Below are 25529 nucleotides of genomic sequence, written 5' to 3'. Positions count from 1 at the left end.
TCAATCCGAAAGTGTCTATTCATCAGATGCATATACGTATCTATTTTAAACAAGATTAAGCCCTAAAAATGCTTTTACAGTCCATTCGGGTATCGCTTATAATGCAAAAAGTGTGAAATTCAAGTGTGTTTGGTACAATAAATATAGCAAACTCGGCGTTTGCGTGTTGCAGTTATAAGGAAAGTCCATGTTTATGCTACCGGATTGCCGGACACATACTTTGATCAGAAAGAAGGTTGGAATGATGGATTTGTGGTTTACGGAGAAGCAGACTCCCTCTTTCGGCATTACAGCAAAAATCAAACAAACCTACGTCTCTGAGAAAACAGATTTTCAGGATCTGGCAATGATCGAGACGGAGGAATTCGGCAATATGCTTGTTCTGGACGGCATGGTGATGACAACGGTTAAGGATGAATTTGTATATCACGAAATGGTAGCACATCCGGCTTTGAATACACATCCGAATCCGAAAAAGGTTTTGGTTGTGGGCGGCGGGGATGGCGGCGTTATCCGTGAGGTCATCAAGCATCCTGAAGTGGAAAAGGCTGTATTGGTGGAGATTGACGGTAAAGTCATTGAATATTCTAAAAAATATTTACCTGAAATTGCCGGGAAGTTGGACGAGCCCAATGTGGAAGTACTGGTGAATGACGGCTATATGCATATTATCGAACACAAAAATGAATACGATGTGATTATGGTCGATTCGACGGAGCCGGTTGGTCCGGCAGCACCGCTGTTCGAACGTGGGTTTTACCAAGGTATTTTTGAGGCGCTGAAGGAAGACGGCATTTTCGTGGCGCAGACGGATAATCCTTGGTTCAAGGCTGACCTGATTCAGAAGGTCAACAAAGATGTAAAAGAGATTTTCCCGATTGTGCGTGTGTACGGTGCAAACATTCCAACCTATCCAAGCGGTCTTTGGACATTCACATTGGGCAGCAAGAAGTATGATCCGCTCGAAGTGGACGAGAACCAAATTCCAGAAATGGACACCCGATATTACAGTCCGCGTCTGCACAAAGCGGCATTTGTATTACCTAAATTTGTGGAAGATTTAACAAAGTAAACATTTTAAGAAGCGTCTTAGTGATCTTTATCGCCAGTATAGAGCGAAAAGAGCGCTATAGACGCTTTTTTTGTGTTAAATCAGATTGTAGTAGGCATGAAAATATAGTGGACACTGAATTTCCTTTTAAGATAAAAGAAGGAAATTTAAGGGTATATGTAGAACATACAAAAAACCGGACATTTAACAGATTTGTAATCGACAGGGGAGGTTTGGTTATGGAAATACATAAATTGGCGATATACCAAAGAGGGGGGAACTTTTTTGATCAGACGCTCTTTTTATTACCTGTGGGGGTCTCAGACGATTTCCAACGCAGCAGATATCATCTACATGTTGAGTGTGGTGGTGTTGGTATTCAGTTCAAGTAATTCCTTAATGACGACTATTTTAATCCCGTTGTTCCGTTTGTCAGCTCAAGTGATTAGTGGGCTTGTTGCACCGATCGTGCTCGGTCGATTTCGGCTGACGCAGGTTCTGCTATTTTCCCAGTTTGGGCAGTTTATCATTTTTACGTTGCTGCTGCTTTATTTGTGGATCGTACCTGAGCAGAGGTCGTTTCTGTTTATTTTTGTGATGGTATTTGGTATGTCTTTTTTGGATGGATGGACCAATCCTGCGCGTAATGCGCTTGTACCCCGTTTGGCCACTGGTGAAGGACTTATGCGGGCTAACGGCATGGTAGCGGTCAGTGATCAGGTGGTCAAGTGTGCAGGCTGGGCGTTGAGCGGAATGATTGTCGCTTGGCTGGGCTCCCTGAATACGCTTGCAATTGCCTCCTGTTGTTATCTCGTGGCTGTAACTGTCACGTCCTTCATTCGTGATCCGCTGGATCAAAAGGAATCAAACCCCGAATCTCCAGAGTCCTTAACAGATGCAGTAGAACCCGCAAAGGAAAAAGGCTCCCATTGGAAAGAGCTTGGGGAAGGATGGAAAATCATTTGGCATAACCGTCGTATTCGTTCTCTAATGATTGTCGACAGCGTGGACAGTATTGGGGGAGTCTCCTGGCTCGGCGTATTTATTTTGGCGTACGTCAGTCAAGTGCTGCATCGGGATGCGAGCTGGTGGGGCTTCATGAATGCGTCCTTTTTCTCCGGCACGATTTTGGGTGGATTAATTGTCGTTGGCTTGGTCAAGCGATTGCAAAAGAACAGCTTTTTGTACATGCTCGGGGCGTTGCTGGTGTATGTACTGATTACCATTGTATTTGCGCTGAATACCATTCCCGTGGCTGCGCTTGTTCTTTTTGCTGTGTCAGGCTTACCTGTTCAAATGGCAGGCATTATTCGCCGCACCTTGCTGCAAACCAGTGCACCGCCAGCCCAGCTGCCCAAAGTGATGGCGGGAATTGATGTGCTTACAAATCTTGCTTTCGGCCTGGCTTTATTATTCATGGGCTGGTATGCTGACCGATTTGGTATGGTGCAGGTGTATTTGCTGGCTGCGGCAATGACTACCATTGCTGTTCTGATCGGCTGGTGGTATCGACGTGATTTTCAGGAAGACGAACCTATTGATCATCCGACCGCAACGGGAGCAGGGATTTAAGATTGGCGTTCTCGTTAGGCATGATTTCATTCATTGGATGACTACATAATTAAGTGCGGGTTTAAAATCGACTGTGACGATTGGGGAGAAAGTCTGCCATTTTCGTTCAATTTACAGGAACACCACTGGAATACGTTGACGGTGGTGTTCCTTTTAAAATTATATAATACGTCTGCTGATCGGGATGCGCCATTCCTAATGTCAGACCCGTTTGCTCGTAAGATATGTTTTGACGGAAGGAGGAGTATAATTAGTGAATTTATGTAGGATTCCTTGTGGAGTCGTATCCGTAATTACCATCGAACGATATTTTTCCTGCATAAATTGTTCCGCGGCCATACGATCAAACAAGGAAATAAGAGGATCGTAATAATGGTTAATATTTAAAAGCCCACATGGCTTTTCATGCAAGCCTAATTGCGCCCATGTGAAAATTTCAAAATATTCCTCCATCGTACCTGGACCACCTGGTAAAGCAATGAAACCGTCCGCAATCTCTGCCATTTTAGATTTGCGTTCGTGCATGGAATCAACAATGATTAATTCGCTCAGGCCATTATGTGCAATTTCACGGCTTTGCAAAAAGTAAGGGAGCACACCAATGACGCGACCTCCTGCATGAAGTGCTGCGTCAGCCACTGCACCCATTAGACCCACATTTGCTCCTCCATAAACCAGGCTTATTTCCTGTTCGGCAAGTGCCTTGCCCAGAGCAACAGCATGCTCTCGATAAACCTCAGACGCTCCATTACTGGAACCGCAAAAAACAGCGATACTTTTCATATGAGATTCTCCTTATGTATATCTTTTTGCAAGTTTTTGCTGGTGTGTTTGAAATATATCCTCCAAGGTGATGTCATACTTGTTGGCGATCACGATGAGATTACCCAGTACGTCTCCAAGTTCTTCGGTTAAATGTTCCTTGTTCTCCTCGAATGAATCGTCGATCTCATCCGGCCGGTCTCTGCCAATTTCCAAGGCGCGAATAGCTCTCGCAACCTCCCCCGTTTCCTCTGCCAGGAAACCGATTCGGACAAAGATATCCAAGTCTGACCAGTTTCTATCCTGATAATATTGCTTTACCCACTTTTGAAATTCATTAATGTCCATATTCAGCCTCCCAACTGCAACTCCATGCATAAATGTTGGCCACTCACAAAACCATAAGGTTTAGATGGAATAGAAACATTTGTTCGTGTTTTTATTATATAATATAAGGTGGGATTTATCAAAGAAAAATAAAAAAGCCAATTGCTTAAAAAGCAATTGGCTTTTTTAAAGACGTTGAGCTTATTGATGTGACCGTATCTACTCAGCCTTTTTAAGCCGTAGTGAACTGGCTGTTATAGAGCGAGGCATAATGGCCACCGCTTGCGAGCAGTCCTTCATGAGTACCGCTTTCGACGACATCGCCGTTTTTCATGTATAGAATTAGATCTGCTTCGCGGATGGTTGATAGCCTGTGGGCGATGACAAAGCTGGTGCGTCCGTCGATCATTTTCATAAAAGCCTTTTGGATCCGGGCTTCTGTAAGGGTGTCTATACTGCTGGTTGCTTCATCCAGAATGAGCATAGGTGGATCGACGAGGATCACCCTTGCGATAGTGAGCAGCTGCCTTTGCCCTTGCGACAGGCTATCGCCCGATCCGCTGATGACCGTATCGTAACCATGAGGCAGGCGCTTGATAAAGCTATGCGCATTGGCAGCTGTCGCAGCCGCAATGACTTCCTCGTCCGTAGCCTCTGGCTTTCCGTAAGCAATATTGTCCCGGATCGTTCCGCTGAACAGCCATGTATCTTGAAGCACCATACCAAAGTTAGTACGTAGGCTGTCCCGGCTCATATCGTTGATGTTCACCCCGTCGATGGAGATCGAACCGCTGTCCACATCGTAAAAGCGCATGAGCAGGTTAACGAGTGTTGTTTTGCCTGCTCCGGTCTGTCCGACAATAGCTACGCGAGTGCCTGGCTTGACCTCCAAACTAAAGTTCGTAATGAGTGTTCGTTCCGGATTATAGGAAAATTTCACATGATCAAACAGAATTGTATCTTTACTGCGCTCCGGCTGCACGGCGCTCGACTTTTCCGGTTGCTCCGGAGGTGAATCCAAAATAGCAAATATACGCTGAGCAGAAGCTGTAGCGGCCTGAAACTGAGTCAGCACACCTGTAATTTCATTAAAGGGCTTGGCGAACAAATTGGTGTAAATGAGAAAACTCGATAAACCGCCTACCGAAATCCCGCCCAAAATGATCGAAATACAGCCAATCATAGCGGTGACGGAGAAAGTCATGTTGTTGACCAATCGAGTGGAAGGGTTGGACAAAGATCCATAAAACTGCGATTTCACTCCGGCTTGATATAATTGTTCGTTTCTGGCGGAAAATTCCTCAAGCGAGCGGTTTTCATAGTGAAAGGCAGTAACTACCCGCTGTCCGCCGATCATTTCCTCCACATAACCGTTCAAGCTTCCCAAAATTTTGGCCTGTTCACGGAACATGCGTTGCGATTTTGTAGTAATGAACCGTGCAACGACATATGTGATTGGGGCAGACACCAATACCACCAACGTCATCACTGGGCTGATATACAACATAAGTACAATCGAACCAATAATGGTAATCAACCCGGTGATCAAGGTGGAGAAGCCCTGCAACAATCCATCGGACACGGCATCCATATCGTTCACAAAACGGCTAATGCTATCTCCTTGCGGATGATTGTCATGAAAGCTTAACGGAAGGATATTAAAATGATCGAATAACTCCCGCCGCATATCATTTACAGTCTGAAAAGCAATGCGGTTCGTCAAATATGTGAGCAACCAGCTAAATAGACTGCCTACAACATATACAACGCCTAGTCCATATAGAATCTGTGCAATACCTCTAAAGTCTACCGCTCCCTGATTTACCATATGGTCGATAGCCCGGCCAATCATATAGGGTCCGATCAGACTGGCAAGCACGCTAAGAATAGCACTGATGATGACCCAAAATGTTGTTGTTTTATATTGACCGACATAGGTTAACAATCTTCTCCAGGTTTCCTTGCCACTCATTGGTCCACCTCCTGCGTTGAGAGCTGAGAGCGATTAATTTCCTGATATACCTCCGAGCTGCTCATCAACTGATCATGTGTGCCAATTCCGACAATCCGGCCTTCATCAAATACAATGATTTTATCGGCATGCTGTACACTGCTTACTCGTTGCGAGACCAGCAAGACAGTCATGCGAGTGCTATTTTCCCGTAGCGATTTCCGGAGGGCGGCGTCCGTTGCAAAATCAAGTGCGCTTGAGGAATCGTCCAAAATCAGAATTTCCGGATTGCCTACAATAGCTCTGGCAATGGTAAGTCGCTGCTTCTGGCCGCCTGATAGATTAAGTCCTCCTCGGGTGATCGGGGCATTGAATTTTTCCGGCAAGTTGGAAATAAATTCATCCGCTTGCGCGATGGCTGCAGCCTGGGCGACCTCCTCATCGGTGGCATGTTCATGTCCCCAACGGATATTATCCGCTATCGTCCCAGTGAACAGCAGTGCTTTCTGTGGAACAATCCCGATTTTCTGCCGCAATTGCTCCAGCTTATAATGCCGTAGGTCGATGCCATCGACCTGTACACAACCTTCTACTGCATCATAGAAGCGGGGAATCAGATTCACGAAGGTAGATTTTCCCGAGCCTGTTCCTCCTATGATTCCAACCGTTTCACCGGGATAAATGTCTACAACTACATCGCTAAGTGCCAGTTGTCCTGTCTTATTGTAGCCAAAGGAGACATGATCAAAGGAGATGGCCGGTACAGAGCCGGTCTTACTCGTTCTTTCCTGGTCTAATGATACAGGATTGGCAGTGTCGGAAATCGAAGCTTCGGTGTCCAGAACCTCCTGAATTCTCGCTGCTGAAGTGGCCGCCTTGGTGAACAGAATAATGAGATTCGTCACCACAATCAGGGCCAGTAAAATCTGCGTAATGTAATTAATAAATGCAATAATCTCTCCTTGTGTAAGAGATCCATATTGGATATGGATACCGCCGATCCACAGAATGGCGATAATAGCTCCGTTGACCACCAGTAAGGTGGCTGGGCTAAGTAGAGCAGAAATCCGGCCGACACGAATAGCGGTTTGGGTCAAGTCATCTGAGGCGGTATTGAACTTTACTCGTTCAGCTCCTCTTTTGGCAAATGCCCGTATAACCCGTACACCTGTGAGATTCTCGCTTAGCACCAGAGCGATTTTATCGAGCTTTTTCTGGTATAGCCGGTACAGCGGAGAAGCCTTCGTAATGACCACATACAGGATCAAAGCCAGAACGGGTGTAGCCGCCAACAGCACCAAAGCAAGGCGGAAGTCCAGAATCATGGACATGATGATCGCTCCGATACAAATAAAAGGAGCACGAATAACCAGACGAATCAACATCGCTACAGCCGTTTGCAGCTGATTGACATCATTCGTAATTCGGTTGATGAGAGAGGGCGTACCAAATTTATCAAGATCTGCATAAGAAAACGATGAAATATGCTTAAACATAGTATTGCGCAGTGTGGTTCCGAATCCTTGGGAAGCACGGGCTGCGTAAAACTGACACACTAGAGAACTGCCAAAGCCCAGTATAGTCATGAGCAACATCAAAAGACCCATTTGCCAAACATAATGGGTGTCTCCCTTACCGACGCCATGATTAATCATTAAAGCCACCATAGTAGGCAGCAACAATTCCAGAATGGCCTCAATTAGTTTAAACAGAGGCCCAAGAATCGTTTCCTTTTTATAAGGTTTCAAAAAAACAGCAAATTTCAGCAAATAAACCATCACCTAACCTAAATATTGTATAAAGTTTCCTATTATAATTGCATATCTGAATATGATTATGGCATATCCCCAACCATATGAATAATATTTAATATATATTAGAGATATAGGTTTTACATATATCAGAACCGGAGGTTCATGATGGAATTGAGACATCTCAAGTATTTTTTAGCGATTGCAGATGCTGGACAGATTACAGCGGCAGCCAAAAAACTGCAAATCGCACAGCCTCCCTTAAGTCAACAGCTTATGCAGCTGGAGGAAGAGCTTGGTGTAAAGCTTGTGCATCGAGGCTCACGAAGCATTCAATTGACAGAGGCCGGAATCATTTTACGGAACAGGGCCAAGCAGATTTTGGAGCTGACGGATGCTACGACAAGGGAAATAAACGATTTTGCCATGGGGATGAAGGGGACGCTCACCATTGGGACGGTTTCTTCCTCTGGAGCGACCCTGATGAAAGACAGGCTTTCCGAATTTCATAAAACCTATGCGGGTGTAAAATTTGAAATACATGAGGGAAATACCTTCAGGATTCTCGATCTTTTGAACAAAGGAATTGTAGAGGTCGGTATCGTCAGAACCCCTTTTAATACCGCCGGTTTAGGGTGTAGATATGCGTCCACTGAGCCGATGATAGCAGTGATGACGGAAGAATATGATTGGAATCCCGAACAGAAGACCATTTCATTGGCTGAGTTGAAGAACAGACCACTCATTATATATCGCCGTTTTGAGCAATTGATTCACGATACCTGTATGAAGCATGGTTTTGAGCCCAATATCTTTTGCAAAAATGACGATGCCCGCACTACGCTTCATTGGGCCAACGAAGGGCTGGGTATTGGCATGATTTCGCGCTCCGCTTTATCTTTAGGCAGCAATAATCATTTAATCGTTAAGGAAATTAGTTATGAAGAATTGCACACTCGTGTGGCGGCTGTCTGGTTGAAGGATAAATACATGTCTTCATTGGCTTCCCGGTTCATTGAAAGTTTTAGCCAGGCATCCAGTGCTGCTGACCTACAGTAGTTGAATTTTTTAAGTGTGAAAGCATCTTTTTGTAAAAACTCATTTGAATTGCAATCGGGAACTGGATATAGTAGTACAGTAGGATAGCGATAGAATGGAGTTTGAACACATGCCACACAATGCAAAGGTTCGAATCCGTCTTCATAGTCATCATGACGGAGAAGATGTGGTACAGGAGCTTCCTGGAGAAGCAATCGTTCGCGGGAAGCATCTATATATAAGGTACGAAGAGCCGCAAGAGAGTCCTGAGGGCGGTACGACACGGAACACAGTCAAGATCGGACCAGATGAGCTAAAGCTGATTCGTCACGGTGAGGTACAATCGGAGCAGTCGTTCGCGCTGGGACGCAGGTTGCCTGGATTTTACCGCTCGCCTTATTTAAACCTGAACATGTCTGCGCATACGCAGAAGCTCGATATTCGGATGGATGGATTCACCGGACATGTGAGCTGGACCTATGATCTGTACGTATTTGAGGATTTCTCGGGGCATTTTGCCATTAGTTTGCATATACAGGAGGAGCAACAATCATGACAAGCAATCCACTGGAACTTATTAATCAAAAGGTGACCTCAGCAATCGAGGCAGCGGTGCTGGCTGCCGGAATCGTGAGCCGTGAAGAGCTGCCGACGATTACGCTGGAGGTGCCTAAGGACAAGTCACATGGTGACTTAGCTACCAACGTAGCAATGCAGCTCACTCGCATTGCGAAGAAGAATCCGCGTCAAATCGCTGAAGATTTGATCGCAAATATGGACTTAGCTTCCGCTTCTATTGAAAGTGCAGAAATCGCCGGACCGGGCTTTATTAACTTTCGCCTGAACAAGAGCTACCTCTATGCAGTGATTGGACAAGTACAGGAGCAAGGAGCAGATTACGGACGTGTACAGGTAGGTGCAGGCAAAAAGGTACAGATCGAATTTGTCAGTGCCAATCCGACGGGGAGTCTTCACTTGGGTCATGCACGTGGTGCAGCCGTAGGGGATGCGCTCTGTAACGTGCTTGATTTTGCAGGATATCAAGTCACTCGTGAATATTACATTAATGATGCGGGGAACCAGATTTACAATATGAGCCGTTCCATTGAAGCGCGTTATTTGCAGGAGCTGGGACAGCCTGCAGAGATGCCGGAGGACGGATACCATGGTGAGGACATCATCGGGTTTGCGAAGGAACTGATTGCTGAGAAGGGCGATTCTCTGTTGTCCATGGAACCGGGAGATCGTGCCGCTTATTTCCGTGAATACGGTTTGGAAAAGGAACTGAATAAGATCAAGCGTGATCTGGAGCGGTTCCGTGTACCTTTTGATTCCTGGTTTAGTGAAACATCACTGTATGATAACGGTGAAGTGCTTAAAGCGCTGAATGAGCTACGTGACCGTGAGGAAATTTATGATAAGGACGGAGCTACTTGGCTGAACACGACCAAGTATGGCGACGATAAAGACCGTGTATTGATCAAAAATGACGGCACTTATACGTACCTGACTCCGGATATCGCCTATCACCGCGACAAATATGCTCGTGGGTATGACACGATCATCAACATCTGGGGAGCGGATCACCACGGCTATATTCCACGGATGAAAGCGGCAATGGAAGCACTGGGCAATGACCCGGATAAGCTTAAAGTACTGATTGCCCAAATGGTCAGCTTGTTCCAAAACGGGGAAAAAGTAAAAATGTCCAAGCGTACTGGCAAGGCCGTAACGATGGAGGATCTGATGGAAGAAGTGGGCGTAGACGCGATCCGTTACTTCTTCACCATGCGTAGTATGGACTCACATCTGGATTTTGATATGGATTTGGCGATTTCCACTTCCAATGAGAATCCGGTATTCTACGTGCAATATGCACACGCACGTGCATGCAGCGTATATCGTCAAGCCGAAGAGCAGGGTATTGCTGTACTGCCATTGGCAGAAGTTGACTTGTCGAAGCTGACGGCTGAGCATGAATACGATCTGTTACGCAAAATTGGCGAGTTGCCAGAGGAAGTATCAGTGGCAGCTGCAAACTTTGCGCCGCATCGCATGATTCGCTATGTCTACGAGCTGGCATCCATGTTCCACAGCTACTATAAGGCAGAGCGTGTCATCACGGAGGATGCCGCTCAAACGCAAGCTCGCTTGGCCTTGTTTGGCGCGGTCCGCACGACCATTGCCAATGTACTGAAGCTGGTGGGTGTGTCTGCACCGGAACGTATGTAAGTAAAAAACTGCAACATAATGACCCTGTAGTCATATGTATAATAGTAAAAAGGAACCGTTCGTGCTGCCCTCTACAGGGAGGCCCGTTCGGTTCCTTTTTTTAGGTTTGAGTACTTTTTAGGTTTGAGTACTTTTTAGGTTCGAGTGGCTTAATAGCGTTCCAGTACCAGATTCGTTTTCAGAGAATCGGCGGGAATCAGCCATCCTTTGGATTGTAGCAGGTTAATCAGCTTAGCGCGGTTGCTTGTGGCAGTATTGTAATCCGAAGTTTTGAAGGAGATTTCGATGATATTGTCGGTACCCGATCCGTTTGCGCTACGAATAGGCCATATTTCAACATCAGTATCCAGGCCCTGAAAGCTGCCCTCATATTTGCTGACCTGTACAGGACCGCGTACTCTGGAGTTTGCCAAGGTATGTTTGCCCCAGTTGCTGCTTTTCCAGTTTTGCAGCTTGCCCGGAAGATTGTCCTGCAATTGTTTTAACGCCTGATCCGGGGAAGGCAGAGCTAATCCTTTGGAGGCGTTTGTTTTCTTGTCATTGGAAAAGCTTAATGTCTGCTTGCTGTATCCCCAATCCACCTCAGCCTCATAATTATCATCAGAGGCACTGAAACCTTCTTTATTCGCTTGAATGAGTGCTGCATCAATATTCCCGTTTGTGATCGCATAGCGCTTTTTGTAGGTTAACTCATAGTTTTTTTTATCCTCTTTTTTGCGAAATCTAACGTTCCAGCCCTCGTCATTCAATTGCAAGGAGTCTGTATCAAAAAACTCGACGCTTAATCGTTGCGCATCTTCGCTAATTCCGAACTCATTTACGATGCCGCTTTTTAAAGAGCCATCCGCATTGAGGACCTGAGCTGTATCCAGCAGCAGCTTAACCTCATAGCTTGGCGTGGCATTGGCAGCCGCTTGTACGGGCTCTGCACCTTTCCATCCTGTTGCGAGCAGTACTGCACTCAGAGTTACTACTGACATGAATTTAGTGATACGCAGGCTTGTTTTCATTTTATCCTCTCCTGTTCGTCCGAATAGGTTACACGCTTCACTTTACGGGTATTTTGTCAGTCGTATGTCAAGACAAGAGGGTACTCCGGTTAAAAAATGCCATAATTTTTATATGACAGCTAAGATTTAATCTTAGTTCCATCATAAATATTCAGTGAATCTGTGGATCAGCGCAGAGCGATGACGATCTCTGTTGCTGACCATATAAATGTGCCTTTCAACAGGCTGTCCCGGAATAGGCCTTACAACCAGTAAACCCCGTTCAACCTCTGATTGAACAGCAATACGAGAGACAAAGGAGATGTGTTCTCCCAGCATAACCGCCTGCTTGATGGCCTCCAGTGAATCCAATTCCAGATAGGATGGAAGCCGGCGCCTCCCGCGCTCTAGCCATTTGTCAGTCGCGTGGCGTGTGCTGGAATCCTTTCCATGCAATACAAAAGAGGAAGAAGCGATACGCTCGGATGTCAAATCGGTTTCGCTAGCGAGCGGATGAGTGGGTGAGCAGATGAGCACCAGTTCATCTTCCCCCAAGGATTCTGAGAGCAGCGTGGGGGATTGAAACGGCTCTGCCGAAATAATGCCAAGGTCAATTTCGTGGCGAGCAAGCATGTCCTTGATCACGGGCGCTGTTTTCACGGATAAGGCGATGTGAATGCCCGGATGCTCGCGGGCAAACCGATGCAGCACGGCAGGAAGCAGATAGGTAGCAGGTACATAGCTTGCGCCAATACGTATGCTGCCTCGTTGGAGTGTATCGAACTCACGGACAACCCGCTCGGCCTCAGCCGCAAGTGCATTAATCTTGGTGGCATAGTGCAGTAGGGCATTTCCGGCATCCGTCAGGATGATTTTGCCCATACGTGTGTCAAACAGCTTTACTCCGAATTCACGCTCCAGATTTTTCATATGAAAAGTAACAGTAGGTTGCTTTAGGCCGAGAAGCTCGGCTACGGTGGTAATTTTATGGTGCTTGTTCAGCAGCTCTACAATATGTAACTTTAGAAGACTTAAGTTCACTTAGAATGCCTCGCTTTCAGTTTGATCGAACAATCATGCTTATTCTTTGGGCAGCAGCATCAATCGCCTCTATATAGATTAAATCTATGAGTGTTAACACAATTCATTGAAATAATTAATTTTGTTTTAACTTTCCAATAACACAGGTTGCGAATTCAAGTTTTACACTGGGGTCAGTCATAAGAACAGGCAGGTAATGCGATGAATCAGGATCTATATATTCGCGGAGTAAGTAAAACCTTCGGACAAACCACCGCGTTGCATGAGACGAATCTGGTCGTACGACAGGGTAAATTCACCACATTGCTCGGACCGTCCGGCTGTGGGAAGACGACGCTCTTGCGCTTGATTGCTGGTCTGGAGACACCGGATATCGGCACAATCACGATGGGAGAGGAAATTCTCTTTTCAGCTGAACGCAAAAAGGATGTTCCCACACATCTCCGCCACTTTGGTATGGTCTTTCAAGATTTCGCGCTGTGGCCGCATATGACGGTGTTTGAAAATGTGGCCTTCGGCTTGCGAGCGAGCAAACGGGGGAAAAGGGCTGTTAGCGCTCAAGGCAAGGAACTGCGGGCAGTGGTGCTGGAGGCGCTCGATAAGGTAAGGTTGTCAGGGCTGGAGGATCGTTACCCTCATCAACTATCCGGTGGTCAGCAGCAGCGGGTTGCTTTTGCAAGAGCAGTTGCTATCCGGCCTCGACTGGTTTTGTTCGACGAGCCGCTTAGTGCACTGGATGCCGTACTACGGGAGGAGATGCGCATTGAGATGATATCGCTTGTGCGCGATTTGGGGCTAACCGCCCTATACGTCACCCATGATCAGATCGAGGCCATGTCCATGTCTGATGAAGTGGTGGTTATGAAAAGTGGACATATTTTGCAGACCGGAACACCAGAGGTGATCTATAGTCGCCCAGCTCATTCAGAGGTGGCAAGGTTTATCGGTAAATCCAACTGGATCGAGTTGGAACGGACACTTTTTCGGCCTGAACATGTCCGTTGGGAACAGGAGCAAGCGGATCAGCACACTTTTACAGTAGAGATCCTGCATGTCAGCTATGTGGGCGATCGCTATGAAATCCGTCTATTAGCCGAAAACGGTGAGCAATGGACTGCGTATCACTCCACCCGCTTGCCCATAGGCGAACAAATGCATATTTGGGTATCACCGCAATACATCCACCAACTTGAAACATAGGGAAAAGGGGTTATATAAGATGATGAATAGGCGTGTTTTTCGTACAGGATGGAAAAAAGGGGCTATGCTTGCTTTAACATTGACTTTTGGACTGGCTGTGGCAGGCTGCGGAACCGCTACGACATCCAAGGATGGGGCACAAGCAGATGGAACAGCAAAACCAGCGGGAGCAGCGGCGTCCACCGATCAGAAGCTGGTTGTTTACAGCGCAGGCCCGGATGGACTGGCGAAAAAGCTGGTAGCGGGGTATGAGGCGCAGAGTGGAGTTAAGGTAGAGTTATTCCAGGGAACGACAGGTAAGATTTTAGCCCGCATGGAAGCGGAGAAAACGAATCCGGTAGCGGACGTGGTTGTGCTAGCATCACTTCCGTCTGTGCAAGGCTTGAAAAAGGAAGGACTCACGCTCCCCTATCCAGATGCCAAAAATGCGGACAAGCTAAACCCAGACTGGTCCGATAAGGAGGGCAACTATTTTAGCACCAGTGCTTCTGCTCTAGGTATTGCATATAACACAAAGTTAGTGAAGACACGACCTACTTCATGGGCCGATTTAGCGAAGCCTGAGTACAAGGATCAGGTTAACATCCCCGACCCATCGCTGTCCGGCTCAGCGTTGGATTTTATGACAGGCTATCTGAGCGCCAAGGGCGATGGAGGCTGGACGTTGTTTGAGCAGTACAAGGCAAACGGTGTGGCCATGGCCGGTGCCAATCAGGAAGCGCTAGATCCAGTGATTACGGGGGCTAAAGGTGTAGTCGTCGCTGCGGTCGATTACATGACCTACAAGGCTAAAGCCAAAGGTGAGCCGATTGACATCGTTTATCCGACAGAGGGAACGGTTATTAGTCCGCGTCCTGCCGCAATCCTCAAGTCCACACAGCATGAACAAAATGCCAAAGCGTTCATTGACTATCTGTTGTCGGACGAGGCACAAAAACTAGTAGCAGATGCTTCCCTACTCCCTGGACGCACGGATATCAAAGCTGACAAGCGTGCCAACCTGGACGAGATCCCGTTGTTGAAAACCAATTGGGAATGGATGGGTGAGCACGGATCAGACGTGACGGAAAAGTTCACGCAAATGTTCAAATAAGCCGATGGGAGGTTTGTCTGTTAAACACATCAGGGGATGGTCCCTGACACTTGCTCTGATCGCGCTTCTTTTCCTAATTTTGCTGCCATTGCTGCAAATCTTCATCCAAAGTGTGTATGTTGAAGGAAAATTTCAATGGGCAGCGCCTTTTCGAACGTTAGCTGCTTCTCAATTTGCAGGAGTGCTATTCAGCTCAATTTGGCTAGGCATCTGCGTAATTGCAGGAACGACTGCCCTTGCACTTCCGCTAGCCTGGATCATGTCCAACACCCGACTTGCACACTGGCGCTGGTTGGATGTCGTGCTGCTGATTCCGTTTATGACTCCGCCCTATATCGGGTCCATGGGATGGATTCTGTTTATGCAAAAAAACGGGTATCTGGAACAGTTGTTCCCGGACCTGCATTTCTTAACGGCTTCCTTCTTCAGCCTTGGTGGCATGGTGATGATCATGAGCCTGCATCTGTTTCCATTCCTGTACCTGCTGCTGCGCGGGGCGCTGGTAAGGATTGGCGGCAGCCTGGAAGAGGCAGGTGCGGTCATGGGCGGGGGATTTCTGTACAGGTTCCGTCGAATCATTTTACCTTTGCTGTTATCGGCATACGGAATGGGTGCACTGCTCATTTTCGTTAAAACGATTGCTGAGTTTGGCACACCCGCTACCTTTGGGCGCCGTATCGGGTATGAGGTCATGACTTCTGAAATTCACAAATATATTTCCAGCTGGCCCATTGATTTTGGCAAAGCAACATCAATGGCTTCGGTGTTGTTAACGGCCTGCCTGCTTATGTGGTATGTGCAATCGGTGATCAATCGAAAGTTCACATACAGGCTGGTAGGGGGTAAAGGTTCGCGACCTTCTCGTCTTCGTGTATCCAGCTGGACTACAGTACTGAGTGTCGCATTCATCCTATTGCTGCTCATCGCAGCTATTGGTATCCCTTATTTTTCAATTATCGCGGCCTCCTCCATGAAGCTGCGGGGAATCGGACTGGCATGGAACAATCTTACACTCGACTATTACAAGGAACTGCTGTCGTGGGGCTCAGAAAGCATGGAAGCGCTACTGAACAGTGTATTTCTCTCTTTGGGTGCATCGACGATTGCTGTGGTGCTGGGGACCTGGTTTGCGCTGGTTATCGGTGGCTCACGCACGAAAATTCAACGGACAGTTGATGCATTCAGCTTGCTTCCGAATACAGTGCCGGGAATTGTTATGGTGGTGGGTCTGATTTTGTGGTGGAACTCGCCGTGGATGCCGATTCCGTTGTATAACACATACGGCATGGTCATTCTGACGTATGTTATTTTGTTTGTCCCTTATACAGTTCAGTATGTCAAAAGCGCTTTTACACAGGTGGATCATACTCTTTTTCAGGCGGGACAAGTATTTGGCGGGCGACCGTCTTACATATTCCGCCGGATTGTATTGCCGCTAATTGTACCGGGGATGCTCGCTGGTTGGATGATGACCTTTACCATTGCTTCACGGGAGCTGGTAGGATCATTGCTGATTTTACCGCCGTCCGTCCAGACGTCTGCAACCTATATATTTGCCCAGTTTGAGCAGGGACAGGTGTCGCTTGGCATGGCGATGGCTGTTATATCGGTTGGGTTGACCACACTGCTACTAATCTTAATGGAAAGCTTAAACTCGCGAAGAAAGTGGAAATGATGATGACCAAGCTTAGGATTTGGGGCGGAGCGGGCGAACATGGCCGCTCCTGTTATGTTTTTGAAGGAAAGCAGCATCGTATCATGCTGGATTGTGGCGTAAAAAAGGAAGGAATCGGGCAATATCCGATTTTTCCGCCACAGAAGGTGAAGGAGCTAACTACTGTTTTGCTGTCTCATGCACATGAGGATCATTCCATGGCGCTCCCCTTACTGTACAAGTACGGATACCGGGGAGAGGTCTGGACGACCAAGGCCACCGCTGAGCAGCTGGGCTCCTATTTTCGCTCCTGGCAGACTTATGTTGAATCGAGAGGTGGTGAATTGCCTTACAGTGAACAGGATATCCAATCCATTACCTATCGCTATCTAGAAGATGAAGCGCCTTCAGGAGTGTGGTGTGAAGCTTGTCCGGGTGTGAGAATGATGTGGGGACGCAGTGGACATTTGGCTGGTGCAGTGTGGTATATCATAGAAATGGAAGGGAAGCGGTTGTTCTTTTCTGGAGACTATAGCCGTGAGTCTGAGCTGCTTGCTGCCGATGCACCGGACTTGTGTATGGGGGAGGGGATAGATGACCTTCCTGAATGCAAGCCACAGTCCTATCTAGTGGACATATCTATCATGGACAATGCCTATGGCATGGATATAGACCCGCAGCCTGTTAAGCTGGAGCGGCTGAGGGTCGAGATGGAGCAGATATTATGGTCTGGCGGTCATGTGTTGTTGCCAGTGCCTGCCTTTGGCAGAGGACAGGAGTTGATCGTATGGGCCAGTGAGCAATTCCCTGAACAAGCAATAATTGTAGAGCCTGACCTGTGGCACGGATTGAAACAGTTAAATCGCTGGAGAGAGTGGCTACGGCCGGGAGCTTCCACGCGAATAAAACATGTGTTAAACAGTGACAGGGTGTCCGTGCCTCGTGATGCTGCGGAACGAATAAGTCTGCTAGAACGGAACACGGCCACTATTATTGTAACAAGGGACGGCATGATGGATTCCCCGCAGGCACGTTGGTATTATCAATATCTGTCGGATAACTGCCATATGCTGAATGATATGGACAGCGGAGAAAACATTAGGAACAGTGTGATATTGACCGGTCATGCTTCCAATGGTTCTTTTGGAAAGCATCTGTTAGAACGTGCGGACTCCAATGACATCTGTATAGCTCGGCATTTGACTTACAAGGTGCATCAGGGATTATCGGATGTGAGGCAAATGTTGAAGGATCTGCCTAGCAAACAGGCTGTACTCGTTCATGCACCAAAACCGCAGACCGACCTTGTACGAGATGTGTTGATAAGAGAAGAAAATAATGCACATGGAGGTCCTGCCAGAGAAGTTCATTCTGTGGAGCCAGGTTCAACGATAGAGGTTTAGTATCATCAGATCGTGGTTCACTTTGTGCCCTCCTGCATCAATCGGAAGGCATCCACTTCTCCAAGCTTGGTGGAGATGGAACTGCGTCCGGCGCTTTTACGAAGGCGTAGCGGTGTGGCGGTGCGTTTAAGCAGTGCTTTAATTTCTCCAGGCTCCAGCTCCGGTTTCAGTGAAAGGAGAAGTGCGATGCTCCCGGTCACATGGGAAGTAGCCATAGAGGTGCCGCTCATTTCATGATGCTTTCCATGAATCCAGGAGGATCTGATCTTCTCACCAGGTGCATACACGTCTACGAATTGCCCCCGATTGCTGAAAGGAGCGATACGTCTGTATTTGTCGGTAGCTCCGACTGAAATCGTCTGGGAATAGCGGGCTGGATAGTCAATACTTCGACGCTTGCCCTCATTTCCCGAGGAAGCTACGATTACAATGCCGTTATGATATGCTTTATTCACCATATCAAGTAGTGCCTTGCTGCGCGACTTCATGCCAAAGCTCATATTAATAATATCGACACGATTTAATACGCACCAGTCGATACCGAGAATGATGTCAGAGACATAGGCGGCTCCATTATGATCAAATGCTTTTACAGGATGAATTAAAGCCCGTGGTGCTACGCCAACCATACCTTCATCATAATTAGATGCCGCGATGGTTCCAGCAATATGAGTACCGTGGCCATTGTCGTCATAGGGTAGCATGGTCCGGTTCAACAAATTGATACCTCTGGCGAGGGAATGGCGAAGATCAGGATGATGAAAATCCGCTCCTGTGTCGATCACACCGATTCTGACCCGATTCCCTGTCGAGGAAGGCCAAGCCTTGTATGCACGTACCTGTTTAACTCCCCATGGCATGGAAAGGTTTTTCTCTGCTTTCGGCATATAAGCCGTTTCTGCGTGAACCTTTATGCGGGTATCTTCTTCAACGGTAACACCGTTGTGATATTTGCCCAGCCTGTCTCCCCCTGAAAGCGGAGCGATGAGAGCACGGATTAGCCTAGCCGGTTGTACTTGCCGTAATCCCACAAGCTCAGGTTTCAGCTTCCTGAGATAGGACAGACATTCCCGGTATTGGTGAGGCTTATCGAACGTGATAATCTGTTTGTTCCGTCCACTGCCGGACGGCTCCGAAATACCCTCATGCAAACGCTGCAAAAAATCCGGATAGTCCATTTGAGACGGTCCCCCTCCGATGAGCCATGCTGAGGTATTGTATGAGCAAGCGTCAGCTACGGCATGGGAAACTTGCCCCTTTTTTATGGAAATAGGCCTGCTTGTCGTGTCAAAGTAGCTGTGGACACATACGATACATGGAGGGCATAAGCTCTTGTGCAACAACTTTGGGAGGCCTCTCCCGGAGCGGGTACAGTCGGAGGCGGGGGGAACCCCGTCTTTTTACGTGTGCCGTCTTGTGCAGAGGGATATTCTTGGAAATTATGATGATACCCATGTTTAACTTGCAATTTGCTTCCAAATAGGTTTTACTTAGTTTTGATAATGGATATGTTAGTATTGCATGTATCGTGTATGCTCTGAAACATGTTCTTGTGAATTACGTGTGAGAGGAAGTGTCCCTAGGTGAGTACACCACTCAACTTGAAGATTGACCCGGAGAAAGTCCACGAGACTCCAATGGTGGATTTGGCATTTATGGTATTGAAAGCAGCCAATACTCCATATTATTACCGTGACCTGATGAATGAAGTCGCCAAATTGCGCGGCTTGTCCGACGAGGAAATTAATGACGTTATTGCTCAGCTATATACTGAAATCAACATTGACGGGCGTTTTGCCTGTGTCGGTACGAATTTGTGGGGCTTGAAACGTTGGTATCCGGTAGATAAATCCGAAGATGCCCTGACAGGCGCCAAGCGTCCTCGTATTATTAACGATGAAGACGATGACGATGAAGATGACTATCATGAGGAAGAAGAAACATACAACTCCGATGACGACTTCGATGCAGATAGCGAAGACGAGGATGGCGAAGACGAGCTGTTCGACGGAGAAGATGACGATGATAGTGACGATGACGTAGTTATTGACGATGAAGACCTCAGTGATGAGGAAGATACAGATGATGAAAATGATGATGAGTCGATCGAAGACGACGACGATTCACTTCGTTAGGAACAGGTTGAAAGGGGAGATACGCTCTCCCCTTTTTCATGACCGTTTTCTTGAAACCCCTGCTGATTTATAGCTTTCAGATAGATTTATTCCAATCTGGTTCAATGGACAAATTAACACAGATAACTTCCTTGACAGCGGATTGGACACGGGGTAAACTATTGCTTGGGCTTATGATTGATTCACTTATATGTTTGCTTTTTGTATAAAAGTGCCCCGTACTACGGGAGTGCTTTTTTGTTTTTTATAGGGGTGTTTTCACTCATGAAAGAGGGCTAAGGGCGGCGGATTGGAAAATATAACCGCTGCCTTCTTCATGGATGATAATCCGTGCAAACGGGTTACGATAACATCATAATGTCGCCTGAATTTTTGCATCTTATCTAGGAGGGTTTTGAACAGTGACGAAGTATATTTTTGTGACAGGCGGGGTTGTGTCTTCCTTGGGCAAAGGGATTACGGCAGCTTCACTGGGGAGGCTTTTGAAGAACAGGGGACTGAAGGTAACGATTCAAAAATTTGATCCTTACCTGAATGTCGATCCGGGTACTATGAGCCCTTACCAGCACGGTGAAGTGTTTGTAACGGATGATGGTGCGGAAACGGATCTTGACTTGGGACACTATGAGCGCTTTATTGATATTAATCTGTCCAAGAACAGCAATGTCACAACAGGCAAGGTATATTCCAGCGTGATCAGCAAAGAGCGTCGCGGAGAATATTTGGGTGGTACAGTACAGGTTATCCCTCATATTACGAACGAAATCAAGGAGCGCGTGTACCGTGCAGGCCGTGAAGCGGGTTCGGATGTCATTATTACGGAAATCGGCGGTACTGTAGGCGATATTGAAAGCTTGCCATTTTTGGAAGCCATTCGTCAGCTCAAAAGTGAAGTTGGGCGCGAGAATGTGATGTACATTCACGTAACGCTCATTCCTTATATTAAAGCTGCTGGTGAGGTTAAAACCAAACCAACTCAGCACAGTGTAAAAGAACTGCGCAGTATCGGCATTCAACCGAATGTTATTGTTTGCCGTACAGAGCATGAATTGTCCTCCGACATGAAGGCTAAAATTGCATTGTTCTGCGATATTGATGCGAATGCAGTGGTAGAATGCCGCGATGCTTCGACTCTCTACGAGGTTCCGTTGAACCTGCGTGAAGAAGGTTTGGACGAAATCGTAGTTAACCACCTGAAGCTGACAACACCTGCACCAGATATGACCGAATGGGAAGGGTTAGTTGATCGAATCAGCAAGTTGGACAAAACGGTTGAAATTGCTATTGTTGGTAAATATGTTGCGTTACATGATGCGTACTTAAGTGTTGTTGAGTCACTTTCCCACGCTGGATTTGATGCAAATGCGGACGTGAAAATCCGTTGGGTGAACGCTGAAGAAGTAACGGACGAGAACGTAGCTGACATGCTGGGCGGCATTGGCGGTATTCTCGTACCGGGTGGCTTCGGCGATCGCGGAATTGAAGGTAAAATCAGCACCATTCGTTATGCACGGGAGCAAAAAATTCCGTTTTTCGGTATTTGCCTGGGTATGCAGGTATCTGTTATAGAGGTTGCTCGTTCCCTGGCCGGTCTCGAAGGAGCCAACAGCTCGGAAATTAACCCGGCTACCGATTATCCTGTCATTGACTTGCTTCCTGACCAAAAAGACATCGAAGATTTGGGCGGTACCATGCGTCTTGGCTTGTATCCATGTAAACTGGTGGAAGGTTCCCTGGCATCGGCTTGCTACAACGACGAGCTGGTATACGAGAGACATCGTCATCGGTACGAATTCAATAACGAATATCGTGAAGTTATTGAAAAAGCAGGCCTTCGTATTTCTGGTACTTCACCGGATGGACGTTTGGTGGAAATTGTGGAGCTTCCTGAGCATCCATGGTTCCTGGCGGTACAATTCCATCCAGAATTTACTTCCCGTCCGAATCGTCCACAGCCTTTGTTCCGTGAATTTGTAAAGGCGGCATTGCAACTTCAAGGTTAATGCTTCAGCTTGAAAGACCTCCTTTGGGAGGTCTTTTTTTATCCCATGCTTCCTGATTATGAAAGAATATTCCACAATTATGTATATGAGAAGGATTTTCTTTTTGCAGGAGCGAATATAGTTTTAGGTATGGGACGGATATTGTACGTCATCGGACGCTGTTATGGCAATAGCTGCATGATCCTCGTTTTAAGATCTTAGGAGGTTAAAACATTGGAAAAGAAAAAAGTATTAATCGTCGATGACCAAAATGGAATACGGATTTTACTGATGGAAGTGTTCGGAAGTGAGGGTTATGAGACCTTTCAGGCAGCGAACGGGAAAATTGCTCTTGAGATTGTTGAGAAGGAACCACCTGATCTGGTTCTGCTCGATATGAAAATTCCAGGTATGGACGGACTCGAAATTCTGAAGCACCTAAAAAGCATGAATCCCGATATCAAGGTTATTATGATGACAGCGTATGGAGAACTGGACATGATTAAAGAGGCGACGGAGCTAGGTGCACTTATGCATTTTACCAAGCCCTTTGATATTGATGAAATGCGGATCGCCGTGAACAAACAACTCAGAGGTGACTAGGTAAGTCATTTTGGTTGAGAACTCTGTTAACAAAACAGGGTTTTTTGTTTGTGATTATGGGAAATACTGAAAGTAAATCCTCTCCTTATACAATTCTATGGAAAAACGGCGTCCTGGGCGTGATTTTTGTATGTGTTGATATGCAAAAGCTTGTTTAGTATTTAACATGGGTTGTGGTATAATAAGCCCGTATGTGATGTCGGCTAAAAATATAGACAAACCCAAACACCTTTAGGAGGACTGTAACCATGCCATTGGTATCTATGAAAGACATGTTGAACAAAGCACTCGAAGGAAAGTATGCAGTAGGTCAATTCAATATTAATAACCTAGAGTGGACTCAAGCTATCTTGGGCGCTGCTGAAGAAGAAAAATCCCCAGTAATCTTGGGTGTTTCTGAAGGCGCAGCACGTCACATGGGCGGATTCTACACTGTTGTTAAAATGGTAGAAGGTCTTATTCATGACATGAAAATTACGGTTCCAGTTGCAATTCACTTGGACCACGGTTCTAGCTTTGACAAATGTAAAGAAGCGATCGACGCTGGTTTCACATCCGTTATGATTGACGATTCCCACAGCCCAATCGAGAAAAATATTGAAACAACGAAGAAAGTTGTTGAATATGCACATTCCAAAGGCGTTTCCGTTGAAGCTGAAGTTGGAATGGTTGGCGGTCAAGAAGATGATGTTGTAGGTGACGTAATGTACGCTAAGCTGGACGATTGTGTACGTATCGTTAAAGAAACAGGCATCGACACACTGGCTCCTGCACTGGGTTCTGTTCATGGACCATACAAAGGTGAGCCAAACCTGGGCTTTAAAGAAATGGAAGAAATTCGTAATGCTGTGAAACTGCCACTCGTTCTTCATGGCGGAACAGGTATCCCTACACATGACATCCAAAAATCCATTTCCCTGGGTACTTCCAAAATCAACGTAAACACTGAAAACCAAATCGCATTTGCGAAAGTGGTTCGTGAAGTGCTTGCTGCAAAACCAGATGCTTACGATCCACGTACATTCATCCAACCAGGTCGTGAAGCGATCAAACAAACCGTTATCGGTAAAATCCGTGAGTTCGGTTCCAACAACAAAGCGTAATAATGTTCCAACTAGTCATGCGACTGCATAGACTGAATGCATTTTTTTCATTGTAGCTGTATTTATGCTGCACAAAACATTTAAATCTGTACAGTTGAATAGTTTGGTATGGAAAGCACACCGCTTAGCCGGTGTCTTTCCATTTTAACCACTTAAAAAGTTGAAAGTTTATGGTTTCAGTTCATTGTTTGACCGACTGCAAAACACGTAGGGGGACCCTCAAGCTTATGGAAAAATTGATGATCACCGGTGGACGGCCGCTTCAGGGTATAGTTTCCATCAGCGGTGCCAAAAACAGTGCCATCGCCTTGATTCCCGCAGCCATTCTGGCAGAGTCGGAAGTCATTTTGGATAATTTGCCGCTGCTCAGTGATGTGGCGGTGTATTCCGAGATATTGGAGGAGCTTGGCGCAAAGGTTGCCTGGGAAGGTAGCCAGATGAAGATAGACTCTTCCTCCATTAAATCCATTCCTATGCCGAATGGACCTGTTAAGAAATTACGAGCCTCTTATTATATGATGGGGGCCATGCTGGGCAGATTCAAGGAAGCGATCATCGGTTTGCCAGGAGGATGTAATTTTGAACCCCGGCCCATTGATCAGCATATCAAAGGTTTTGAGGCGCTGGGTGCCACGGTTACGAACGAGCACGGCGCTATTCATTTGCACGCCAAAGAACTGCGCGGCACCAAGATTTATTTGGATGTCAGCAGTGTAGGAGCAACCATTAATATTATGCTGGCGGCCGCACGTGCCAAAGGCGCCACAACTATCGAAAATGCGGCTAAAGAGCCTGAGATTATAGATGTAGCAACTCTGTTAAACTCCATGGGGGCGATTATTAAAGGCGCTGGAACGGAGACGATTCGTATTGAAGGTGTGTCGGAGCTGCATGGCTGCCGTCATTCCATCATACCTGACCGTATACAAGCAGGCACATATATGATTGCTGCTGCGGCAACTCGTGGAAATGTATTGATTGACAATGTAATCCCCAAACATATGGAGGCTCTCACTGCCAAAATGCAGGAAATGGGCATCGGCATCGAGGAATATGATGAAAGTATTCGCGTACTGGGTGCACCTTCCTATGGGCATGTCGACGTTAAAGCCTTGGTATACCCCGGCTTCCCCACGGATTTACAATCTCCCATGACCAGCTTGCTAACCCAGGCTCAGGGTGTCAGTGTGTTGAGCGATTTTGTGTACAGCAATCGTTTTAAGCACGTCCCTGAACTGGTGCGAATGGGGGCTAAAATTCGCGTAGAGGGTCGGTCTGCCATTATTGAGGGTGGTCAACTGAATGCGGCTAAAGTGAAGGCTGCAGATCTGCGCGCTGGAGCGGCCCTTGTCATTGCTGGACTTACAGTAAGCGAAGGGGTAACCGAGGTGGCAGGTGTCGAGTATATTGACCGTGGTTATGATCACCTCGTCTCCAACCTGCGCCTTCTGGGCGCAGATGTATGGCGGCAGACTGAGTAATTAAACCATGTCTGTCCTTTGTATGAACTCGTCGTAACCAAAGCGATAAAACGGGTAACACCTATGCAGCCGCTGCTTGATATAAGATTTGGTTCATACCTAACAATCTTTTATCAAAAAACCGGAATAATTCGGTATAATTCAGGCAGTTGGCTGCATAA

Annotated in this window: 21 protein-coding genes; 14 read left to right on the top strand and 7 right to left on the bottom strand. The window is 46.7% G+C overall.

From position 1 onward, the window contains the following. The first annotated feature begins 244 nt into the window (after positions 1–244). A complete protein-coding gene (gene speE / locus C0638_RS07130) occupies positions 245–1072 on the top strand; it encodes a polyamine aminopropyltransferase (protein ID WP_017427232.1) in 828 nt (275 codons plus the stop codon). Positions 1073–1336: 264 nt separating this feature from the next. Then, positions 1337–2623 (top strand): MFS transporter, encoded by a 1287-nt coding sequence (locus C0638_RS07125; protein WP_058711752.1) that lies wholly within the window; start codon positions 1337–1339, stop codon positions 2621–2623. A gap of 201 nt (positions 2624–2824) precedes the next feature. On the opposite strand, the gene C0638_RS07120 is transcribed toward C0638_RS07125, so the two are convergent. The 4 genes from C0638_RS07120 to C0638_RS07105 all read right to left on the bottom strand — a co-directional run bounded on the left by C0638_RS07120 (position 2825) and on the right by C0638_RS07105 (position 7432). Then, the gene (locus C0638_RS07120; protein ID WP_049825436.1) at positions 2825–3406 is read right to left on the bottom strand and encodes an LOG family protein; all 582 of its coding nucleotides are present in this window, start codon (positions 3404–3406) and stop codon (positions 2825–2827) included. Positions 3407–3418: 12 nt separating this feature from the next. Continuing rightward, positions 3419–3733 carry a MazG nucleotide pyrophosphohydrolase domain-containing protein gene (locus C0638_RS07115; protein ID WP_058711751.1) on the bottom strand — a complete coding sequence of 105 codons (315 nt, stop codon included), beginning with the start codon at positions 3731–3733 and terminating at the stop codon, positions 3419–3421. Positions 3734–3944: 211 nt separating this feature from the next. Continuing rightward, a complete protein-coding gene (locus C0638_RS07110; protein WP_058711750.1) occupies positions 3945–5684 on the bottom strand; it encodes an ABC transporter ATP-binding protein in 1740 nt (579 codons plus the stop codon). Further along, positions 5681–7432 carry an ABC transporter ATP-binding protein gene (locus tag C0638_RS07105; protein ID WP_058711749.1) on the bottom strand — a complete coding sequence of 584 codons (1752 nt, stop codon included), beginning with the start codon at positions 7430–7432 and terminating at the stop codon, positions 5681–5683. The genes C0638_RS07110 and C0638_RS07105 overlap by 4 nt, the downstream gene beginning before the upstream one ends. Positions 7433–7582: 150 nt before the next feature. Here C0638_RS07105 and C0638_RS07100 point away from each other — a divergent pair, with 150 nt between their 5' ends. The 3 genes from C0638_RS07100 (at position 7583) to argS (ending at position 10684) form a co-directional block, all read left to right on the top strand. After that, complete coding sequence (locus C0638_RS07100; RefSeq protein WP_058711748.1) at positions 7583–8473, top strand: LysR family transcriptional regulator; 891 nt, start codon at positions 7583–7585, stop codon at positions 8471–8473. 94 nt (positions 8474–8567) lie between these two features. Beyond that, positions 8568–9008, top strand: coding sequence for a YwiB family protein (locus C0638_RS07095; RefSeq protein ID WP_013368761.1), 441 nt, complete (start codon positions 8568–8570; stop codon positions 9006–9008). After that, positions 9005–10684, top strand: coding sequence for an arginine--tRNA ligase (gene argS / locus C0638_RS07090; RefSeq protein WP_058711747.1), 1680 nt, complete (start codon positions 9005–9007; stop codon positions 10682–10684). The genes C0638_RS07095 and argS overlap by 4 nt, the downstream gene beginning before the upstream one ends. A 149-nt stretch (positions 10685–10833) precedes the next feature. Here the strand turns inward: argS and C0638_RS07085 are convergent, their stop codons facing one another. Both C0638_RS07085 and C0638_RS07080 read right to left on the bottom strand, forming a co-directional pair. Next, positions 10834–11694 carry a hypothetical protein gene (locus C0638_RS07085; RefSeq protein ID WP_058711746.1) on the bottom strand — a complete coding sequence of 287 codons (861 nt, stop codon included), beginning with the start codon at positions 11692–11694 and terminating at the stop codon, positions 10834–10836. A gap of 141 nt (positions 11695–11835) precedes the next feature. Continuing rightward, positions 11836–12714 (bottom strand): LysR family transcriptional regulator, encoded by an 879-nt coding sequence (locus tag C0638_RS07080; protein ID WP_058711745.1) that lies wholly within the window; start codon positions 12712–12714, stop codon positions 11836–11838. A 201-nt stretch (positions 12715–12915) separates the two neighbouring features. On the opposite strand from C0638_RS07080, the gene C0638_RS07075 reads away from it, so the two are divergent. From C0638_RS07075 to C0638_RS07060, 4 genes are read left to right on the top strand one after another with little or no spacing between them, the layout of a single operon-like run. Continuing rightward, positions 12916–13914 carry an ABC transporter ATP-binding protein gene (locus C0638_RS07075; protein WP_058711744.1) on the top strand — a complete coding sequence of 333 codons (999 nt, stop codon included), beginning with the start codon at positions 12916–12918 and terminating at the stop codon, positions 13912–13914. Positions 13915–13933: 19 nt separating this feature from the next. Then, complete coding sequence (locus C0638_RS07070; protein WP_058711743.1) at positions 13934–15007, top strand: ABC transporter substrate-binding protein; 1074 nt, start codon at positions 13934–13936, stop codon at positions 15005–15007. A gap of 4 nt (positions 15008–15011) precedes the next feature. After that, positions 15012–16682, top strand: coding sequence for an ABC transporter permease (locus tag C0638_RS07065; RefSeq protein WP_058711742.1), 1671 nt, complete (start codon positions 15012–15014; stop codon positions 16680–16682). Next, positions 16679–18064, top strand: a complete 1386-nt coding sequence (locus C0638_RS07060) for an MBL fold metallo-hydrolase (RefSeq protein WP_058711741.1) — start codon at positions 16679–16681, stop codon at positions 18062–18064. The genes C0638_RS07065 and C0638_RS07060 overlap by 4 nt, the downstream gene beginning before the upstream one ends. A gap of 17 nt (positions 18065–18081) precedes the next feature. Here C0638_RS07060 and C0638_RS07055 read toward each other — a convergent pair whose 3' ends face one another. After that, positions 18082–19242, bottom strand: a complete 1161-nt coding sequence (locus C0638_RS07055) for a S8 family peptidase (protein ID WP_058711740.1) — start codon at positions 19240–19242, stop codon at positions 18082–18084. A 405-nt stretch (positions 19243–19647) separates the two neighbouring features. Here C0638_RS07055 and rpoE point away from each other — a divergent pair, with 405 nt between their 5' ends. The 5 genes from rpoE (at position 19648) to C0638_RS07030 (ending at position 25368) form a co-directional block, all read left to right on the top strand. Continuing rightward, positions 19648–20199 (top strand): DNA-directed RNA polymerase subunit delta, encoded by a 552-nt coding sequence (gene rpoE, locus C0638_RS07050; protein WP_013368770.1) that lies wholly within the window; start codon positions 19648–19650, stop codon positions 20197–20199. Between the two features lie 401 nt (positions 20200–20600). Beyond that, positions 20601–22202: a CTP synthase gene (locus C0638_RS07045; protein ID WP_013368772.1), complete on the top strand. Its 1602-nt coding sequence runs from the start codon at positions 20601–20603 to the stop codon at positions 22200–22202. Positions 22203–22415: 213 nt separating this feature from the next. Continuing rightward, positions 22416–22784 (top strand): response regulator, encoded by a 369-nt coding sequence (locus C0638_RS07040; RefSeq protein WP_014599366.1) that lies wholly within the window; start codon positions 22416–22418, stop codon positions 22782–22784. A 248-nt stretch (positions 22785–23032) separates the two neighbouring features. Next, a complete protein-coding gene (gene fba / locus C0638_RS07035; protein WP_013368776.1) occupies positions 23033–23887 on the top strand; it encodes a class II fructose-1,6-bisphosphate aldolase in 855 nt (284 codons plus the stop codon). Between the two features lie 227 nt (positions 23888–24114). After that, a complete protein-coding gene (locus C0638_RS07030) occupies positions 24115–25368 on the top strand; it encodes a UDP-N-acetylglucosamine 1-carboxyvinyltransferase (RefSeq protein WP_058712405.1) in 1254 nt (417 codons plus the stop codon). The last annotated feature ends 161 nt before the right edge of the window (positions 25369–25529 follow it).

Source organism: Paenibacillus sp. lzh-N1 (assembly GCF_002872435.1).
Taxonomy (GTDB): Bacteria; Bacillota; Bacilli; order Paenibacillales; family Paenibacillaceae; genus Paenibacillus; species Paenibacillus polymyxa_C.
The sequence above is the reverse complement of the archived record's forward strand: the minus strand, read 5'-3'. Positions and strand labels throughout refer to the sequence as shown.

What these genes read in the sequence shown, in the direction of transcription:
- speE (WP_017427232.1), top strand. Translation starts at nt 245, where the DNA reads ATGGATTTGTGGTTTACGGAGAAGCAGACTCCCTCTTTCGGCATTACA.
- C0638_RS07120 (WP_049825436.1), bottom strand. Translation starts at nt 3,406, where the DNA reads ATGAAAAGTATCGCTGTTTTTTGCGGTTCCAGTAATGGAGCGTCTGAG.
- C0638_RS07115 (WP_058711751.1), bottom strand. Translation starts at nt 3,733, where the DNA reads ATGGACATTAATGAATTTCAAAAGTGGGTAAAGCAATATTATCAGGAT.
- C0638_RS07110 (WP_058711750.1), bottom strand. Translation starts at nt 5,684, where the DNA reads ATGAGTGGCAAGGAAACCTGGAGAAGATTGTTAACCTATGTCGGTCAA.
- C0638_RS07100 (WP_058711748.1), top strand. Translation starts at nt 7,583, where the DNA reads ATGGAATTGAGACATCTCAAGTATTTTTTAGCGATTGCAGATGCTGGA.
- C0638_RS07095 (WP_013368761.1), top strand. Translation starts at nt 8,568, where the DNA reads ATGGAGTTTGAACACATGCCACACAATGCAAAGGTTCGAATCCGTCTT.
- argS (WP_058711747.1), top strand. Translation starts at nt 9,005, where the DNA reads ATGACAAGCAATCCACTGGAACTTATTAATCAAAAGGTGACCTCAGCA.
- C0638_RS07085 (WP_058711746.1), bottom strand. Translation starts at nt 11,694, where the DNA reads ATGAAAACAAGCCTGCGTATCACTAAATTCATGTCAGTAGTAACTCTG.
- C0638_RS07075 (WP_058711744.1), top strand. Translation starts at nt 12,916, where the DNA reads ATGAATCAGGATCTATATATTCGCGGAGTAAGTAAAACCTTCGGACAA.
- C0638_RS07070 (WP_058711743.1), top strand. Translation starts at nt 13,934, where the DNA reads ATGATGAATAGGCGTGTTTTTCGTACAGGATGGAAAAAAGGGGCTATG.
- C0638_RS07065 (WP_058711742.1), top strand. Translation starts at nt 15,012, where the DNA reads ATGGGAGGTTTGTCTGTTAAACACATCAGGGGATGGTCCCTGACACTT.
- C0638_RS07060 (WP_058711741.1), top strand. Translation starts at nt 16,679, where the DNA reads ATGATGATGACCAAGCTTAGGATTTGGGGCGGAGCGGGCGAACATGGC.
- C0638_RS07055 (WP_058711740.1), bottom strand. Translation starts at nt 19,242, where the DNA reads ATGGACTATCCGGATTTTTTGCAGCGTTTGCATGAGGGTATTTCGGAG.
- fba (WP_013368776.1), top strand. Translation starts at nt 23,033, where the DNA reads ATGCCATTGGTATCTATGAAAGACATGTTGAACAAAGCACTCGAAGGA.
- C0638_RS07030 (WP_058712405.1), top strand. Translation starts at nt 24,115, where the DNA reads ATGGAAAAATTGATGATCACCGGTGGACGGCCGCTTCAGGGTATAGTT.